Below are 13,848 nucleotides of genomic sequence, written 5' to 3'. Positions count from 1 at the left end.
ATCAGCTGTTGAACGGCATGTTGAAATGCTTCAACAGCGCCTTCGCTTCCGCGTCGGTCTTCGCGGTGGTGCAGATGATGATGTCCATCCCCAGAACTTCGTCGACCTGGTCGAAGTTGATTTCCGGGAACACGATATGTTCCTTGAGGCCCATGGCGTAATTGCCGCGGCCGTCAAACGCCGTGCCCTTCACGCCGCGGAAGTCGCGGACGCGCGGCAGCGCGATGTTGATCAGGCGATCGAGGAATTCATACATCCGGTCGCCCCGCAGCGTCACCTTGGCGCCAAGCGGCATGTCCTCGCGGACGCGGAAGCCGGCGATCGAATTCTTCGCCTTGGTCGTGACAGCCTTCTGGCCCGCGATGAGCGACAGCTCTTCCGCGCCCTGCTTGACCTTCTTGGTGTCCTTGACCGCCTCGCCGATGCCCATGTTCAGCACGATCTTGTCGAGCTTCGGGATCTGCATGTCGTTCTTATAGCCGAACTCTTCCTTCAGAGCGGCCTTGATCTTGTCGCGGAACTGCTGGCGCAGACGCGGCGTGTACTTGGATTCGTCCAGCATCAGATCACGTCTCCCGTGGTCTTGGCGAAACGGACCTTCTTGCCGTCTTCCTCGCGGAAGCCGACACGGGTCGCTTTGCCGTTCTTGTCCAGCAGAGCCAGATTCGACAGGTCGATCGGCATGTTCTTGGGAACACGGCCGCCCTGGCTGCTCTGCGACTGACGGGTATGGCGCAGCGCGATATTCACGCCGTCCACGACCGCCTTGCCGTCCTTGGGCATGATCTGGGTAATTTCACCCTGCTTGCCCTTGTCCTTGCCGGCGAGCACGACGACCTTGTCGCCCTTCTTCAGCTTGGCAGCCATCACAGCACCTCCGGAGCGAGCGAGATGATCTTCATGAAGTTCTTGGCACGCAGCTCGCGCACGACCGGCCCGAAGATACGGGTGCCGACCGGCTCGTTCTGGTTGTTCAGAATGACGGCGGCGTTCTGGTCGAAGCGGATCGAGGTGCCGTCTTCGCGTTTCACTTCCTTGGCGGTGCGCACGACGACGGCCTTGCGGACATCGCCTTTCTTCACGCGACCGCGCGGGATGGCTTCCTTGACGGATACGACAATGATGTCGCCCACCGACGCATAGCGACGGTGCGAACCACCCAGAACCTTGATGCACTGAACCTTCCGGGCTCCGGAATTGTCAGCGACATCCAGATTGGTCTGCATCTGGATCATGGTTAACTCCCGACCTTTGGGGACGACGATGCAAGTCGCCCCAGGGTTTCGAATTTATGCCGGACTCAGGCGGACGCTTGCGCGTCCTCCGTCAGCACCGTCCAGCGTTTGGTTTTCGAGACCGGGGCGCATTCGACGATGCGAACGGTATCCCCGACCTTGAACTGGTTTTCCGCGTCATGGGCGCGGTATTTCTTCGACAGCCGCACGGTCTTGTGCAGCAGCGGATGCTTGAAGCGACGCTCGACCAGAACGGTGACGGTCTGGTTGTTCTTGTCCGAGGTCACGGTGCCTTGCAGGATGCGTTTGGGCATATCGGTTCCCCTTACTTCGACGACGCGGCGTCGGCCGCTTTCTGGTTCAAAACGGTCTTCACACGCGCCACGTCGCGGCGCACCGCGCGCATCCGGGCGGTGGATTCAAGCTGGCCGGTGGCCTGCTGGAAGCGAAGATTGAAGGCTTCCTTCTTCAGCGACACGAGCTGCTCGTTCAGCTGCTCGGGCGTCTTGTCTTTCAGTTCCTGCGCTTTCATTGCGCCTCTTCCTTTCAACATCACCGGAGGGCCCATGACGGGTCACCCTCGTTCCGGTGGAGTTAATGATGAACGCGCGTTTCCGGAAAGCCAGAATCGCGAGATGCGCTTCTATAAAGGCGGTGCCTTCGAAGGGCAAGCGATTGTTTCGGTTTTTCCGGGAGATGACGCTTTTGCCGTCTCCGGCGGTGCCAGACGACACCATTGCCGCAACATGGGCATTCCCGCGCGGCGTAAAAAGGTCGCGGCGCCAGAAATTCCGTCGCGGAGACCGCCCGCGTTAACCGAATCTTAATTAAGTTATTAAATTTGCTTGCAAATTCATGTAGGCAGCCCAGCCTGTGGCCGGTAATTTGGCCCATACCACCCACCAGTCCTGCCCGCCGAACGCAACATATCACTCGCAAGGAAACGCAAAGATGCAGATCACATCGGACAAGTTCGTCATCGGGCTCGATCTCCAGATGGACCAGGAATGGGGTGAGGATCAGGAAGGCATGACCTTCAATATCGACCCTCACATGACGGGCGGAAACGCCGATGACGCCCATTATGGCTACACGACAGAGGCGCATAACTTCGACGCCAACGACAACAGGCGTATCGAGGTTTCGGAATTCACAACCGGGGCGCAGCAGGACACGGTCCAGATCGCATCGGTTCCCGGCACGGATTATCGCGGCAGCTCGGCCAATATCAGCGACATGGCAGAGTATCGGGATTCGGTGCTGACCTTCAAGGACGGCTCACAGCTGAAGCTGGACATCCAGGCGCGCACGCTCGGCAACGGGGATACCTATCTCGACCTCGGCAGGTTCGAAATCTATGACCTGCAATCCCATATCTCGAAATATGACACACGGATCGCGAGCCTGACACTGGGGGAATACCGCGAAACCTCCCGAGATTACTTCCGGCCAAACCTCTATGGCGACGGCGTCCACCAGCCGGTCTGCATCGCGCGGGGAACCATGATCAGAACCGCCTCCGGCACCGCCCCGGTCGAGAGCCTGCGGCGCGGCGACATGGTCTGGACGCTGGATCACGGCATGCAGAAGATCCTCTGGATCGGCATGCGGCGGCTCGGCCCGTCCCAACTGAAGGATCATCCCGAATGGCGGCCGCTGCGGATCAGCAGCGAGGCTCTGGATCAGGATGCCGGCCCCGATCTCCATGTCTCGCCGCATCACCGCCTGCTCCTGGATTCGGCTGTGGCGGCGCGCATGTTCGGCCAGCGGCAGGTGCTGGTTCCGGCCAAGGGGCTGACCGGACTGCCGGGGATCGCGCGCGATGACAGCCTCGCCGAGATCGAATATTGGCATATCCTGTTCGAGGGTCACGAGATCATCGACGGCAACGGGTTTCTGGTGGAATCCCTCTATCTGGGGACGCAGGCGAAGCAATCGCTGGATGACGAGGCGCTGCGCGAGATCGAGATGCTGCTGCCCGCCGCCATCTCCGACGGGATCGAGATGACCCCTGCCCGCCCGCTTGCGCCGCGCGCGCGCAGCACGCAGCTTGTGGCGCGGCATCGGAAGAACGGCATTCCCCTAGCGCAGCGCGCGCCGTCGGAGGCAGCGCTGCCCAGCGCCAGCCTGTCGCGGCCCGAGGCCGGAGGCACGGCAATGCGACACTGCTGAGAGGCCCAGCCTAGGGGGCGCCTCCACCCTGCGCGCGGGTTGGACGAACCGGCGCAGTCCGCGACGGCACAGCGACATCGCCAGAACCGGCGCAAACATAAAAAGGCCCCGCGGAGCGCTCCGCGGGGCCTTCTCAATTGGCTTCGCCCGAAGGCTTACCAGTCCTGACGCTCGACGATGCGGGTCTGGACAGGCAGCTTCATCGCGCCGAGACGCAGCGCCTCGCGGGCGATGTTGTCGGACACGCCGTCGATCTCGAACATGATCCGGCCGGGATGGACCCGCGCCGCCCAGTAGTCGACAGAGCCTTTACCCTTACCCATCCGCACTTCGGTCGGCTTCGAGGACACCGGCACGTCCGGGAACACCCGGATCCAGACCCGGCCCTGACGCTTCATGTGGCGGGTGATCGCGCGGCGGGCCGCTTCGATCTGGCGGGCGGTGACGCGCTCTGGCTCGGTGGCCTTCAGCGCGAAAGAGCCGAAATTGATGTCGAAGCCGCCCTTGGCCTCGCCGTGGATCCGGCCCTTGTGCTGTTTGCGGAACTTCGTCCGTTTCGGTTGCAGCATCGTTACTTCTCCTTAGCGGGCGTCACGGCGCGGACCACGCGGGGCCGGGCCTTCCTGAGCCTCGGCGGCGCGGCGCTCGCGGGCCGAAGGATCATGCTCCATGATCTCGCCCTTGAAGATCCACACCTTCACACCGATGATCCCGTACGGGGTTTCGGCTTCCGAGAGCGCATAGTCGATATCGGCGCGCAGCGTGTGCAGCGGCACGCGACCTTCGCGATACCACTCGGTCCGCGCGATCTCGGCACCGCCCAGACGGCCCGCGACGTTCACGCGAATGCCCTGAGCACCCATGCGCATCGCGTTCTGCACCGCGCGCTTCATGGCGCGGCGGAACGAGACGCGGCGCTCGAGCTGCTGCGCGATGGATTCCGCGACCAGCTGAGCATCGAGTTCCGGCTTGCGGACCTCGACGATGTTCAGATGCAGCTCGCTATCGGTGAACTGCGCCAGTTTCTTGCGCAGCTGCTCGATATCGGCGCCCTTCTTGCCGATGATGACGCCCGGACGCGCGGCGTGAATGGTCACGCGGCACTTCTTGTGCGGACGCTCGATGATGACGCGGCTGATGCCGGCCTGCTTGGCTTCTTTCTTGATGAACTCGCGGATATGCACGTCCTCAAGCAGCAGGTCGCCATATTCCTTGTCATCGGCATACCAGCGGCTGTCCCAGGTGCGGTTGACCTGGAGGCGCATCCCGACGGGGTTGACCTTCTGACCCATTACGCTTGCTCCTCTGCGGTGTCTGCCTTGACGGTCTTGCGGGAAGCTTTCTTGGCTTCCGCCGCAGCCGCGGCAGCGGCCGGATCGACCTCGCGCAGCTTGATGGTGATTTCCGAGAACGGCTTCATGATGCGGCCATAGCGGCCACGTGCCCGCGGACGGCCACGCTTCATCACCAGGTTCTTGCCGACCCAGGCTTCTGCGACGACGAGGTTGTCGACGTCGAGATTGTGGTTGTTCTCGGCATTGGCGATCGCCGATTGCAGAAGCTTTTTCACGTCGCCCGCGATGCGGCGCTTCGAGAAGGTCAGGTCCGAAAGAGCCTTTTCCACCTTCTTGCCGCGGATCAGACCGGCGACGACATTCAGCTTCTGCGGGCTGACGCGAACCATGCGCGCCTTGGCCATCGCTTCGTTATCCGCCACGCGGCGCGGATTCTTTTCCTTACCCATGGCTTACTTCCTTTTCGCTTTCTTGTCGGCCGCGTGACCGTAATAGGTCCGCGTCGGCGAGTATTCCCCGAATTTCTGACCGATCATATCTTCCGAGACATTCACCGGGATATGCTTGTGCCCGTTATAGACACCGAAGGTCAGGCCGACGAATTGCGGCAGAATGGTCGAACGGCGCGACCAGATCTTGATGACATCCGATTTGCCCGACTCACGGGCTTTCTCGGCCTTTTTCAGCACATAGGCGTCGACAAAAGGCCCTTTCCAAACAGAACGTGCCATGGATTAGCGCCCCTTCTTGCGTGCGTGACGCGACCGCAGGATATACTTGTCGGTCGACTTGTTGGTGCGGGTCTTCTTGCCCTTGGTGTCCTTGCCCCAGGGTGTGACCGGCGTGCGGCCGCCCGAGGTCCGGCCCTCACCACCACCATGCGGGTGGTCGATCGGGTTCATGGCGACACCGCGCACGCTCGGGCGGATGCCCTTGTGACGGTTGCGGCCGGCCTTGCCGAAATCCTGGTTCGAGTGATCCGGGTTCGACACGGCGCCGATGGTGGCCATGCATTCCTGGCGGACCATGCGCAGCTCGCCCGAGGACAGGCGGATCTGGGCGTAACCGCCATCGCGGCCCACGAACTGGGCATAGGTGCCCGCCGAACGCGCGATCTGGCCGCCCTTGCCGGGCTTGAGTTCGACGTTATGCACGATGGTGCCGATCGGCATCCCCGAGAAGGGCATCGCATTGCCGGGCTTCACATCCACGCGCTCACCGGCGACGACCTTGTCGCCCACGGCCAGACGCTGCGGGGCCAGGATATAGGCCTGCTCGCCATCGTCATATTTGATCAGCGCGATGAAGGCGGTGCGGTTGGGATCGTATTCGATCCGCTCGACCACGCCCGACACATCGAACTTGGTGCGCTTGAAATCGACGATGCGATACAGGCGCTTTGCCCCGCCGCCCTTGCGGCGCATGGTGATCCGTCCGGTGTTGTTCCGGCCGCCCTTCTTGGTCAAACCTTCGGTAAGGGATTTGACCGGACGACCTTTCCAAAGCTCCGAACGGTCGATCAGAACCAGCCCGCGCTGGCCAGGCGTCGTCGGTTTATACGACTTGAGTGCCATCTTTCTGTCTTCCGTTGCTTTGTTTCGTCAAAAACTCATGCGGCCCCCGGACGAACCGGAGACCGCGATCCTTCGCCTCGATCAAAGTCCGGTGGACACGTCGATCGAATTGCCTTCTTCCAGCGTGACATAGGCTTTCTTCACGTCGGAACGGACGCCGGGGCGGCCGCGGAAACGCTTGGTCTTGCCTTTGGTCACGGTAGTGTTCACCGCTTTGACCTTGACGTCGAACAGGGTTTCCACAGCTTCCTTGATCTGCGGCTTGTTCGCGTCGATCGCCACTTCGAAAACGAACGCATTGGCTTCCTGAGCCATGGTCGATTTCTCGGTGATGATCGGCTTGCGGATCACATCGTAATGTTCAGCTTTCGCGCTCATTTCAGGCGAGCCTCCAGAGCTTCGACACCCGCCCGCGTCAGCACCAACGTGTCGCGCTTGAGGATGTCATAGACATTGGCGCCCATCGAGGGCAGCACATCGACGCCGTCCAGGTTCCGCGCGGCGCGGGCAAAGCCCTCGTTCACGTCGGCACCGTCGATGACCAGCACGCGCTTCCAGCCGTTTTCCTTGACGGCCTTGGCGACGGCAGAGGTCTTGGCGTCGGCGATGTTCAGGTCTTCGATCACGACCAGCTCGCCCGCATTGGCTTTCGCCGAGAGGGCATGCTTGAGGCCAAGCGCGCGGACCTTCTTGGGCAGGTCAAACGCATGGCTGCGCGGGGTCGGACCCTTATAGACACCGCCCTTGCGGAAGATCGGCGCCTTGCGAGAGCCGTGGCGTGCGCCGCCGGTGCCCTTCTGGCGATAGATCTTCTTGGTCGAATAGCTGACCTCGGACCGGCCCAGCACCGAATGGGTGCCCTGCTGCGCCTTGGCGCGCTGCCAGCGGACGACGCGCTGCAGGATGTCGCCACGCGGCTCCAGCCCGAAGACCTCGTCGGCCAGCTCGATGGACCCGGCCTTACCGGAGTCCAGCTTGATCACATCGAGTTTCATTCCTTGTTCTCCCCTTCCGGAGCGGCATCGTCAGCCTGATCCTCGTTCGGATCGGCCGCTTCCTTGTCGGCTTCGATCGAGGCTTCTGCTTCCTTCAGCGCGGCTTCTTCCTGCTCGGCGGCCAGACGTGCGGCTTCCTCGCGGGCGGCTTCTTCCTCGGCGGCGGCCTGTGCGGCGGCCTCCTCGGCGATGCGCTGCGCTTCCTTCAGCTTCGAACGGGTCGCAGCCGGGGTGATCAGGTTCTCGGGCAGCTCTTTCTTGACGGCATCCTTGACGATGACCCAGCCACCTTTCGAGCCCGGCACCGAACCCTTGACCATGATCAGGCCACGGTCGGTATCGGTCTGGACGACCTGAAGGTTCTGGGTGGTCACGCGGACCGCGCCCAGATGACCGGCCATCTTCTTGCCCTTGAACACCTTGCCCGGGTCCTGACACTGACCGGTCGAGCCGTGCGAGCGGTGGCTGATCGACACACCATGAGAGGCACGCAGACCGCCAAAGTTATGCCGCTTCATCGCACCGGCAAAACCCTTACCGATGGACGTGCCCGCTACATCGACGAACTGGCCGGCGAAATAGTGGTCGGCGATGATTTCCTCGCCCACATCGACCAGATTGTCCTCGGAGACGCGGAACTCGGCGATCTTGCGCTTGGGCGCAACACCGGCCTTCGCGAAATGCCCGCGCAGCGGAGCCGCGACGCGCTTGGCCTTGGCGTCACCCGCACCGAGTTGCACGGCGACATAGCCGTCACGCTCGGCGGTGCGCTGCGAGACCACCTGCAGATTGTCCAGCTGAAGCACGGTCACCGGAACCTGGCGGCCGTCTTCCATGAACAGCCGGGTCATGCCCAGCTTCTTGGCGATTACACCTGTACGCATGACGCCCCCTTACACCTTGATCTCGACATCCACGCCAGCGGCGAGGTCGAGCTTCATCAGCGCATCAACCGTCTGCGGCGTCGGATCGACGATGTCCAGCAGACGCTTGTGAGTGCGAATTTCCCACTGGTCGCGCGACTTCTTGTCGATATGCGGGCCGCGCAGGACGGTGAATTTCTCGATCTTGTTCGGCAGCGGGATCGGCCCGCGAACCGTGGCACCCGTGCGCTTGGCGGTGTTCACGATTTCCTGGGTGCTGGCATCCAGCACGCGGTAATCGAACGCCTTCAGCCGAATGCGGATATTCTGACTTTGCATCGTCATCCCTCGGAGCTTTGAGGGTTCCAGTCGAGAGGCTGACGACACACCACGCGGCGCCAGCATCGGACCTGTATAAAAACTGCGAAGCCGCCCTATAGGGGGCGGCCCCGTCAGATGCAAGCGAATCCTTGTGATTCAGGCGGATTCGGATGCGATGCGCGCGTATAGCGTTAGGTGGGGGTGAGGGTCAAGAGGGCCAAGCCAATTGGCCGAACATGATCCCGGCTATACAGTCTTAGCTTTCTCCAACAGAAAGACGATAGCGTTGCGCATCGCCCCCTCCAAATCCTGCGCCCGCTCGATCCTGTGCCCAACATATCGCATTGGACCTAGAAACCTCAGTTGGCCACTGCGCTTTTCGAACAACAACAGCGCTTTCCCGGCCGCTTCATGCTCCAGGATTGCACGGTTGCCCCGAACGAACTCCATATCGCCGCGCTGTCCCTCGCCATAATATTCCATTATTCCATCCGCTCGGAACCGATCGTGATAGCCGAACTCGCTTCCCCTGTCGCCGGTTATAACGAACACCACTGACGCATTTTTTGGCGTTATGATGCCGCCCTGTTCTTGTCCTCCAAAGCGGTGATGAATATCGCGACGGCGACTATATTGCTGACCTGGAACGAACCCAAAATTATCTTGCATGGTCGTTAGAACTACTCCTAGTTTTCGAAGATATCTTGCAGGCCATTTGGCAATATTGCCACCCCGGAAATCTTGTGAGAGTGCGATCGAGCTAAGATCCACTTCAGCGAACTGCCGCCCCGTCGTAGGCTGCGCTTCAGCGCACCGCCCCTCGAACCGCCGCCCACAAAAAAGCCCGCCCCTTTCGGGACGGGCCTCGCTTTCTGGCAAGGCGGGCTGAGGCCCGCCCTACGGCGTTTCTGCCATCATCACTCGATGATCTTGGCCACCACGCCGGCGCCGACGGTGCGACCGCCTTCGCGGATGGCGAAGCGCAGTTTTTCTTCCATCGCGATCGGAGCGATCAGCTCGACCTCGAATTTCAGGTTGTCGCCCGGCATCACCATCTCGGTGCCTTCCGGCAGCGTCACCGAACCCGTCACATCCGTCGTGCGGAAGTAGAATTGCGGGCGGTAATTCGCGAAGAACGGCGTGTGGCGGCCACCCTCTTCCTTGGTCAGGATATAGGCCTCGGCCTCGAACTTCGTGTGCGGGGTCACCGAGCCCGGCTTGGCCAGAACCTGACCGCGCTCGACGCCGTCACGCTCGATCCCGCGCAGCAGCGCGCCGATATTGTCGCCGGCCTCACCACGATCCAAGAGCTTGCGGAACATCTCGACGCCCGTGCAGGTGGTCTTCTTGGTGTCGCGGATGCCGACGATTTCCAGCTCGTCGCCCACATTCACCGCGCCACGCTCGACCCGGCCGGTCACAACCGTGCCGCGGCCCGAGATCGAGAACACGTCCTCGATCGGCATCAGGAAGGGCTGGTCGACCGCACGCTCCGGGGTCGGGATGTATTCGTCCACGGCCTTCATCAGCTCGCGGATCGAGTTCTCGCCGATTTCCGGGTCGCGGCCTTCCAGAGCGGCCAGAGCCGAGCCCTTGATGATCGGAATGTCGTCGCCCGGATATTCGTAGGAGGACAGAAGCTCGCGCACTTCCATCTCGACCAGCTCCAGCAGTTCCTCGTCATCGACCTGGTCGACCTTGTTCAGGTACACCACGATATAGGGGATGCCGACCTGGCGGCCCAGCAGGATGTGTTCGCGCGTCTGCGGCATCGGGCCGTCAGCCGCGTTCACCACCAGGATCGCGCCGTCCATCTGGGCGGCACCGGTGATCATGTTCTTCACATAGTCGGCGTGGCCGGGGCAGTCCACATGCGCATAGTGGCGGTCATCGGTCTCATACTCGACATGCGCGGTCGAGATGGTGATCCCGCGGGCCTTTTCCTCGGGCGCGCCGTCGATCTGGTCATAGGCGCGGAAATCGCCGAAATACTTCGTGATCGCCGCCGTCAGCGTCGTCTTGCCGTGGTCAACGTGACCGATCGTGCCAATGTTGACGTGCGGCTTGTTCCGTTCGAATTTTGCTTTTGCCATTGCAAAGCTCCTTTGAGTGACGGTGCGCCGTGGCGCACCCTACGGGGGTGGTAGGGCGCGAGGTTTCCCCCGCACCGCCTTGATTACGCGTATTTCTTCTGGATCTCGTCCGAGATGTTCTGCGGCACGGCGTCGTAATGGTCGAACTGCATCGTGAACACCGCGCGGCCCGAAGACATCGAACGCAGGTTGTTGATATAGCCGAACATATTGGCCAGCGGCACGAAAGCGTCGATGACGTTTGCGTTGCCGCGGCTGTCCTGTCCGCGAACCATGCCCCGACGCGAGGTCAGGTCGCCGATGATCGAACCGGTATACTCCTCCGGGGTGACCACTTCGACGCGCATGATCGGTTCCAGCAGCTTTGCACCTGCCTTGCGCAGACCTTCACGCATCCCCGCACGCGCAGCGATTTCGAAGGCCAGCACCGACGAGTCGACATCGTGGAACGCACCGTCAACCAGGGCGACCTTGAAGTCGATGACCGGGAAGCCGGCCAGCGGGCCGGAATCCATGACCGACTTGATGCCTTTCTCGACGCCGGGAATGTATTCCTTCGGCACCGCACCACCGACGATCCGGCTTTCGAAAGAGTAACCTTCGCCCGGCTCGGTCGGGGTGATGATCATCTTTACGCGCGCGAACTGGCCGGTACCGCCGGACTGTTTCTTGTGCGTATAGTCGATCTCGGCCTCGGTCGAGATGGTTTCGCGATAGGCCACCTGCGGCGCACCGATATTCGCCTCGACCTTGAATTCGCGCTTCATGCGATCGACCAGAATGTCGAGATGGAGTTCGCCCATCCCCTTCATGATGGTCTGGCCCGATTCCAGATCGGTCTCGACGCGGAAAGAGGGGTCTTCGGCAGCCAGGCGCTGAAGGGCGAGGCCCATCTTTTCCTGGTCGGCCTTCGACTTCGGTTCCACCGCGATCTCGATCACCGGTTCCGGGAAGGTCATGGTTTCCAGAACCACCTGCTTGTTCGGATCCGACAGCGTGTCGCCCGTGGTGGTTTCCTTCAGACCCGCCAGCGCGATGATGTCGCCGGCATAGGCGTTTTCGATCTCTTCACGGTTGTTCGAGTGCATCAGCATCATCCGACCGACACGCTCGCGCTTGCCTTTGGTCGAGTTCAGCATCGTGTCGCCCTTGCTGATGATGCCCGAATAGATCCGGGTGAAGGTCAGCGAACCGACAAAGGGGTCGTTCATGATCTTGAACGCCAGCGCCGAGAAGGGCGCTTCGTCTTCGGCGGGACGGGCGATATTGCGCTCTTCTTCCTCGTCATCGGGCGAGAAGCCCATCAGCGTCGGCACGTCGGTCGGCGCCGGCAGGAAGTCGATCACCGCGTTAAGAAGCGGCTGCACACCCTTGTTCTTGAAGGCAGATCCGGCCATGACCGGGAAGAAGCTCAGCGACAGCGTGCCCTTGCGGATGAGCTCGCGCAGCTTTGCCTCGTCGGGCTCGTTGCCTTCGAGATACTGCTCCATGGCGTCATCGTCCTGCTCGACGGCAAGCTCGATCATGTTCGAACGCCATTCGTCGGCCTGATCCTTCAGCTCGTCACGGATCGGCTGACGGGTCCAGGACGCGCCCAGATCTTCGCCGCGCCAGGTCCATTCTTCCATCTTGATCAGGTCGATGATGCCTTCCAGCTTGTCCTCGGCGCCGATCGGCAGGGCGATCGGGCACGGGGTGCCGCCGGTGCGGTCCTTGATCATGTTGACGCAGTTGAAGAAGTCGGCACCGATCTTGTCCATCTTGTTGACGAACACGATGCGCGGAACCTTGTAGCGGTCGGCCTGACGCCAGACGGTTTCGGTCTGCGGCTCGACACCGGCATTGGCGTCCAGAAGGCAGATCGCACCATCCAGAACCGCCAGCGAACGCTCGACCTCGATGGTGAAGTCGACGTGGCCGGGGGTGTCGATGATGTTGAAACGGAACTTCGTGTCCGAGGTGCCGTCTTCGGTCGGGTCTTCCTGACGCTGCCAGAAGGTCGTGGTCGCAGCCGAGGTGATGGTGATGCCGCGCTCGGCCTCTTGCTCCATCCAGTCCATGGTGGCGGCGCCATCATGGACTTCCCCGATCTTGTGCGACTTGCCCGTGTAGAACAGGATGCGTTCAGTCGTCGTCGTCTTGCCGGCATCGATGTGAGCCATGATGCCGAAGTTACGGTAACGCTGAATCGGATAATCGCGGGGCATAAGAAGTCCTTCCGTTTACCAGCGGTAATGGCTGAACGCTTTGTTCGCGTCGGCCATCTTGTGGGTGTCTTCGCGCTTCTTGACGGCGGTGCCGCGGCCGTTGACGGCGTCGGCAAGCTCGCCCGCAAGGCGCTCTTCCATGGTGTTCTCGTTGCGGTTCTTGGCCGCGGTGATCAGCCAGCGGATGGCCAGAGCCTCGCGGCGGATCGGACGCACCTCGACCGGCACCTGATAGGTGGCACCGCCGACGCGGCGCGAGCGCACTTCGACCGAAGGCTTCACATTGTCGAGGGCTTCGTGGAAGATTTCGACCGGCTCGCGCTTCAGCTTGGTCTGAACGCGGTCGAGCGCGTTATAGACGATGCGCTCGGCGACCGATTTCTTGCCGTCAACCATCAGGTTGTTCATGAATTTGGTGAGCACGCGATCGCCGAACTTGGCGTCGGGCAGCACTTCGCGCTTCTCAGCAGCGTGACGACGTGACATGGATCTCTCTCCTTACTTCGGACGCTTGGCGCCGTATTTCGAGCGGCGCTGACGACGGTCCTTGACGCCCTGGGTATCCAGCACACCGCGCAGGATGTGGTAACGGACACCCGGAAGGTCTTTCACACGGCCGCCACGGATCAGCACGACGCTGTGTTCCTGGAGGTTGTGCTTCTCGCCCGGAATGTAAGAGATGACCTCGAAGCCATTCGTCAGGCGCACCTTAGCGACCTTCCGCATGGCGGAGTTCGGTTTCTTCGGCGTCGTGGTATAGACGCGCGTGCAGACGCCGCGCTTCTGCGGGCATCCCTGGAGGTGCTGCGATTTGGATCGCTGCACTTTCGGCTGCCGCGGCTTGCGGATCAGCTGTTGAATCGTCGGCATTCGGTTCCCCGTCTTGCTTCTGTCAATACTCGCAGCCACCCGGCTGCGCCACTTCTCGACGGCCAGTTGCGCGAATCGCAAAAAGCCAAAGCCCCATCCGGTCCCGTTTCAGGGCACGGCGGGGCTATCCAGCGGAATTCAGGTCAGACTTCGCGGCCAAGGGGCCGTCATCGAGACCATCAGGTTCTGGACCCCGGAAATCGAACACTCCGGGACGGGCGGG

The 13,848-nt window shown here is 61.7% G+C and carries 20 protein-coding genes and 1 pseudogene; 2 read left to right on the top strand and 19 right to left on the bottom strand.

The genetic code is table 11. From position 1 onward, the window contains the following. Nucleotide 1 precedes the first annotated feature (1 nt). From rplE to rpmC, 5 genes are all read right to left on the bottom strand, one after another. On the bottom strand, nucleotides 2–562 hold the full coding sequence (rplE, locus tag PAF18_RS04015; RefSeq protein ID WP_271117334.1) for a 50S ribosomal protein L5: 561 nt from the start codon (nucleotides 560–562) through the stop codon (nucleotides 2–4). Continuing rightward, nucleotides 562–867, bottom strand: coding sequence for a 50S ribosomal protein L24 (gene rplX, locus PAF18_RS04010; RefSeq protein ID WP_271117333.1), 306 nt, complete (start codon nucleotides 865–867; stop codon nucleotides 562–564). Before rplX ends, rplE begins: the two co-directional genes overlap by 1 nt. Then, nucleotides 867–1,235, bottom strand: a complete 369-nt coding sequence (gene rplN / locus PAF18_RS04005; RefSeq protein ID WP_271117332.1) for a 50S ribosomal protein L14 — start codon at nucleotides 1,233–1,235, stop codon at nucleotides 867–869. The genes rplX and rplN overlap by 1 nt, the downstream gene beginning before the upstream one ends. A gap of 65 nt (nucleotides 1,236–1,300) precedes the next feature. After that, nucleotides 1,301–1,549 carry a 30S ribosomal protein S17 gene (gene rpsQ / locus PAF18_RS04000; RefSeq protein ID WP_271117331.1) on the bottom strand — a complete coding sequence of 83 codons (249 nt, stop codon included), beginning with the start codon at nucleotides 1,547–1,549 and terminating at the stop codon, nucleotides 1,301–1,303. An 11-nt stretch (nucleotides 1,550–1,560) separates the two neighbouring features. Continuing rightward, the gene (gene rpmC / locus PAF18_RS03995; RefSeq protein ID WP_271106579.1) at nucleotides 1,561–1,767 is read right to left on the bottom strand and encodes a 50S ribosomal protein L29; all 207 of its coding nucleotides are present in this window, start codon (nucleotides 1,765–1,767) and stop codon (nucleotides 1,561–1,563) included. 34 nt (nucleotides 1,768–1,801) lie between these two features. On the opposite strand from rpmC, the gene PAF18_RS03990 reads away from it, so the two are divergent. Further along, nucleotides 1,802–2,062, top strand: coding sequence for a hypothetical protein (locus PAF18_RS03990; RefSeq protein ID WP_271117330.1), 261 nt, complete (start codon nucleotides 1,802–1,804; stop codon nucleotides 2,060–2,062). A gap of 124 nt (nucleotides 2,063–2,186) precedes the next feature. Further along, on the top strand, nucleotides 2,187–3,407 hold the full coding sequence (locus PAF18_RS03985; protein WP_271117329.1) for a Hint domain-containing protein: 1,221 nt from the start codon (nucleotides 2,187–2,189) through the stop codon (nucleotides 3,405–3,407). A 155-nt stretch (nucleotides 3,408–3,562) separates the two neighbouring features. Here the strand turns inward: PAF18_RS03985 and rplP are convergent, their stop codons facing one another. From rplP to rpsL, 14 genes and pseudogenes are all read right to left on the bottom strand, one after another. Next, nucleotides 3,563–3,976, bottom strand: a complete 414-nt coding sequence (gene rplP / locus PAF18_RS03980; RefSeq protein WP_271117328.1) for a 50S ribosomal protein L16 — start codon at nucleotides 3,974–3,976, stop codon at nucleotides 3,563–3,565. A gap of 12 nt (nucleotides 3,977–3,988) precedes the next feature. After that, the gene (rpsC, locus tag PAF18_RS03975) at nucleotides 3,989–4,699 is read right to left on the bottom strand and encodes a 30S ribosomal protein S3 (RefSeq protein ID WP_271117327.1); all 711 of its coding nucleotides are present in this window, start codon (nucleotides 4,697–4,699) and stop codon (nucleotides 3,989–3,991) included. 74 nt (nucleotides 4,700–4,773) lie between these two features. After that, nucleotides 4,774–5,151, bottom strand: a pseudogene (rplV, locus tag PAF18_RS03970) (50S ribosomal protein L22); the annotation flags it as partial. A 3-nt stretch (nucleotides 5,152–5,154) separates the two neighbouring features. Next, a complete protein-coding gene (gene rpsS, locus PAF18_RS03965) occupies nucleotides 5,155–5,433 on the bottom strand; it encodes a 30S ribosomal protein S19 (RefSeq protein WP_076526684.1) in 279 nt (92 codons plus the stop codon). Between the two features lie 3 nt (nucleotides 5,434–5,436). Then, nucleotides 5,437–6,276: a 50S ribosomal protein L2 gene (gene rplB / locus PAF18_RS03960; protein WP_271117326.1), complete on the bottom strand. Its 840-nt coding sequence runs from the start codon at nucleotides 6,274–6,276 to the stop codon at nucleotides 5,437–5,439. A gap of 81 nt (nucleotides 6,277–6,357) precedes the next feature. Further along, the gene (locus PAF18_RS03955) at nucleotides 6,358–6,654 is read right to left on the bottom strand and encodes a 50S ribosomal protein L23 (protein ID WP_271114577.1); all 297 of its coding nucleotides are present in this window, start codon (nucleotides 6,652–6,654) and stop codon (nucleotides 6,358–6,360) included. Beyond that, nucleotides 6,651–7,271, bottom strand: coding sequence for a 50S ribosomal protein L4 (gene rplD / locus PAF18_RS03950; RefSeq protein WP_271117325.1), 621 nt, complete (start codon nucleotides 7,269–7,271; stop codon nucleotides 6,651–6,653). The genes PAF18_RS03955 and rplD overlap by 4 nt, the downstream gene beginning before the upstream one ends. Beyond that, the gene (gene rplC, locus PAF18_RS03945) at nucleotides 7,268–8,155 is read right to left on the bottom strand and encodes a 50S ribosomal protein L3 (protein ID WP_271117324.1); all 888 of its coding nucleotides are present in this window, start codon (nucleotides 8,153–8,155) and stop codon (nucleotides 7,268–7,270) included. Before rplC ends, rplD begins: the two co-directional genes overlap by 4 nt. 9 nt (nucleotides 8,156–8,164) lie before the next feature. After that, the gene (rpsJ, locus tag PAF18_RS03940) at nucleotides 8,165–8,473 is read right to left on the bottom strand and encodes a 30S ribosomal protein S10 (RefSeq protein WP_042247848.1); all 309 of its coding nucleotides are present in this window, start codon (nucleotides 8,471–8,473) and stop codon (nucleotides 8,165–8,167) included. Between the two features lie 228 nt (nucleotides 8,474–8,701). Then, entirely contained in the window at nucleotides 8,702–9,124 is a 423-nt protein-coding gene (locus PAF18_RS03935; protein WP_271117323.1) for an SRA domain-containing endonuclease, read from the bottom strand. 248 nt (nucleotides 9,125–9,372) lie between these two features. Beyond that, nucleotides 9,373–10,548: an elongation factor Tu gene (gene tuf / locus PAF18_RS03930; protein WP_271116819.1), complete on the bottom strand. Its 1,176-nt coding sequence runs from the start codon at nucleotides 10,546–10,548 to the stop codon at nucleotides 9,373–9,375. An 83-nt stretch (nucleotides 10,549–10,631) separates the two neighbouring features. Further along, nucleotides 10,632–12,755 (bottom strand): elongation factor G, encoded by a 2,124-nt coding sequence (gene fusA / locus PAF18_RS03925; protein WP_271117322.1) that lies wholly within the window; start codon nucleotides 12,753–12,755, stop codon nucleotides 10,632–10,634. A gap of 15 nt (nucleotides 12,756–12,770) precedes the next feature. Next, complete coding sequence (gene rpsG / locus PAF18_RS03920) at nucleotides 12,771–13,241, bottom strand: 30S ribosomal protein S7 (protein ID WP_271117321.1); 471 nt, start codon at nucleotides 13,239–13,241, stop codon at nucleotides 12,771–12,773. Nucleotides 13,242–13,253: 12 nt separating this feature from the next. Beyond that, nucleotides 13,254–13,625, bottom strand: a complete 372-nt coding sequence (gene rpsL, locus PAF18_RS03915) for a 30S ribosomal protein S12 (protein WP_022705687.1) — start codon at nucleotides 13,623–13,625, stop codon at nucleotides 13,254–13,256. Nucleotides 13,626–13,848: the final 223 nt, after the last annotated feature.

Source organism: Paracoccus sediminicola (assembly GCF_027912835.1).
In the GTDB taxonomy this organism is placed as follows: Bacteria; Pseudomonadota; Alphaproteobacteria; order Rhodobacterales; family Rhodobacteraceae; genus Paracoccus; species Paracoccus sediminicola.
Note: the sequence above shows the minus strand (reverse complement) of the source record. Positions and strands in the feature narration are given on the sequence as shown.

Bases quoted from the DNA above. Each gene is read 5' to 3' on its own strand.
- rplE (WP_271117334.1), bottom strand. From the start codon at position 562: ATGCTGGACGAATCCAAGTACACGCCGCGTCTGCGCCAGCAGTTCCGC.
- rplX (WP_271117333.1), bottom strand. From the start codon at position 867: ATGGCTGCCAAGCTGAAGAAGGGCGACAAGGTCGTCGTGCTCGCCGGC.
- rplN (WP_271117332.1), bottom strand. From the start codon at position 1,235: ATGATCCAGATGCAGACCAATCTGGATGTCGCTGACAATTCCGGAGCC.
- rpsQ (WP_271117331.1), bottom strand. From the start codon at position 1,549: ATGCCCAAACGCATCCTGCAAGGCACCGTGACCTCGGACAAGAACAAC.
- rpmC (WP_271106579.1), bottom strand. From the start codon at position 1,767: ATGAAAGCGCAGGAACTGAAAGACAAGACGCCCGAGCAGCTGAACGAG.
- PAF18_RS03990 (WP_271117330.1), top strand. From the start codon at position 1,802: ATGACGGGTCACCCTCGTTCCGGTGGAGTTAATGATGAACGCGCGTTT.
- PAF18_RS03985 (WP_271117329.1), top strand. From the start codon at position 2,187: ATGCAGATCACATCGGACAAGTTCGTCATCGGGCTCGATCTCCAGATG.
- rplP (WP_271117328.1), bottom strand. From the start codon at position 3,976: ATGCTGCAACCGAAACGGACGAAGTTCCGCAAACAGCACAAGGGCCGG.
- rpsC (WP_271117327.1), bottom strand. From the start codon at position 4,699: ATGGGTCAGAAGGTCAACCCCGTCGGGATGCGCCTCCAGGTCAACCGC.
- rpsS (WP_076526684.1), bottom strand. From the start codon at position 5,433: ATGGCACGTTCTGTTTGGAAAGGGCCTTTTGTCGACGCCTATGTGCTG.
- rplB (WP_271117326.1), bottom strand. From the start codon at position 6,276: ATGGCACTCAAGTCGTATAAACCGACGACGCCTGGCCAGCGCGGGCTG.
- PAF18_RS03955 (WP_271114577.1), bottom strand. From the start codon at position 6,654: ATGAGCGCGAAAGCTGAACATTACGATGTGATCCGCAAGCCGATCATC.
- rplD (WP_271117325.1), bottom strand. From the start codon at position 7,271: ATGAAACTCGATGTGATCAAGCTGGACTCCGGTAAGGCCGGGTCCATC.
- rplC (WP_271117324.1), bottom strand. From the start codon at position 8,155: ATGCGTACAGGTGTAATCGCCAAGAAGCTGGGCATGACCCGGCTGTTC.
- rpsJ (WP_042247848.1), bottom strand. From the start codon at position 8,473: ATGCAAAGTCAGAATATCCGCATTCGGCTGAAGGCGTTCGATTACCGC.
- PAF18_RS03935 (WP_271117323.1), bottom strand. From the start codon at position 9,124: ATGCAAGATAATTTTGGGTTCGTTCCAGGTCAGCAATATAGTCGCCGT.
- tuf (WP_271116819.1), bottom strand. From the start codon at position 10,548: ATGGCAAAAGCAAAATTCGAACGGAACAAGCCGCACGTCAACATTGGC.
- fusA (WP_271117322.1), bottom strand. From the start codon at position 12,755: ATGCCCCGCGATTATCCGATTCAGCGTTACCGTAACTTCGGCATCATG.
- rpsG (WP_271117321.1), bottom strand. From the start codon at position 13,241: ATGTCACGTCGTCACGCTGCTGAGAAGCGCGAAGTGCTGCCCGACGCC.
- rpsL (WP_022705687.1), bottom strand. From the start codon at position 13,625: ATGCCGACGATTCAACAGCTGATCCGCAAGCCGCGGCAGCCGAAAGTG.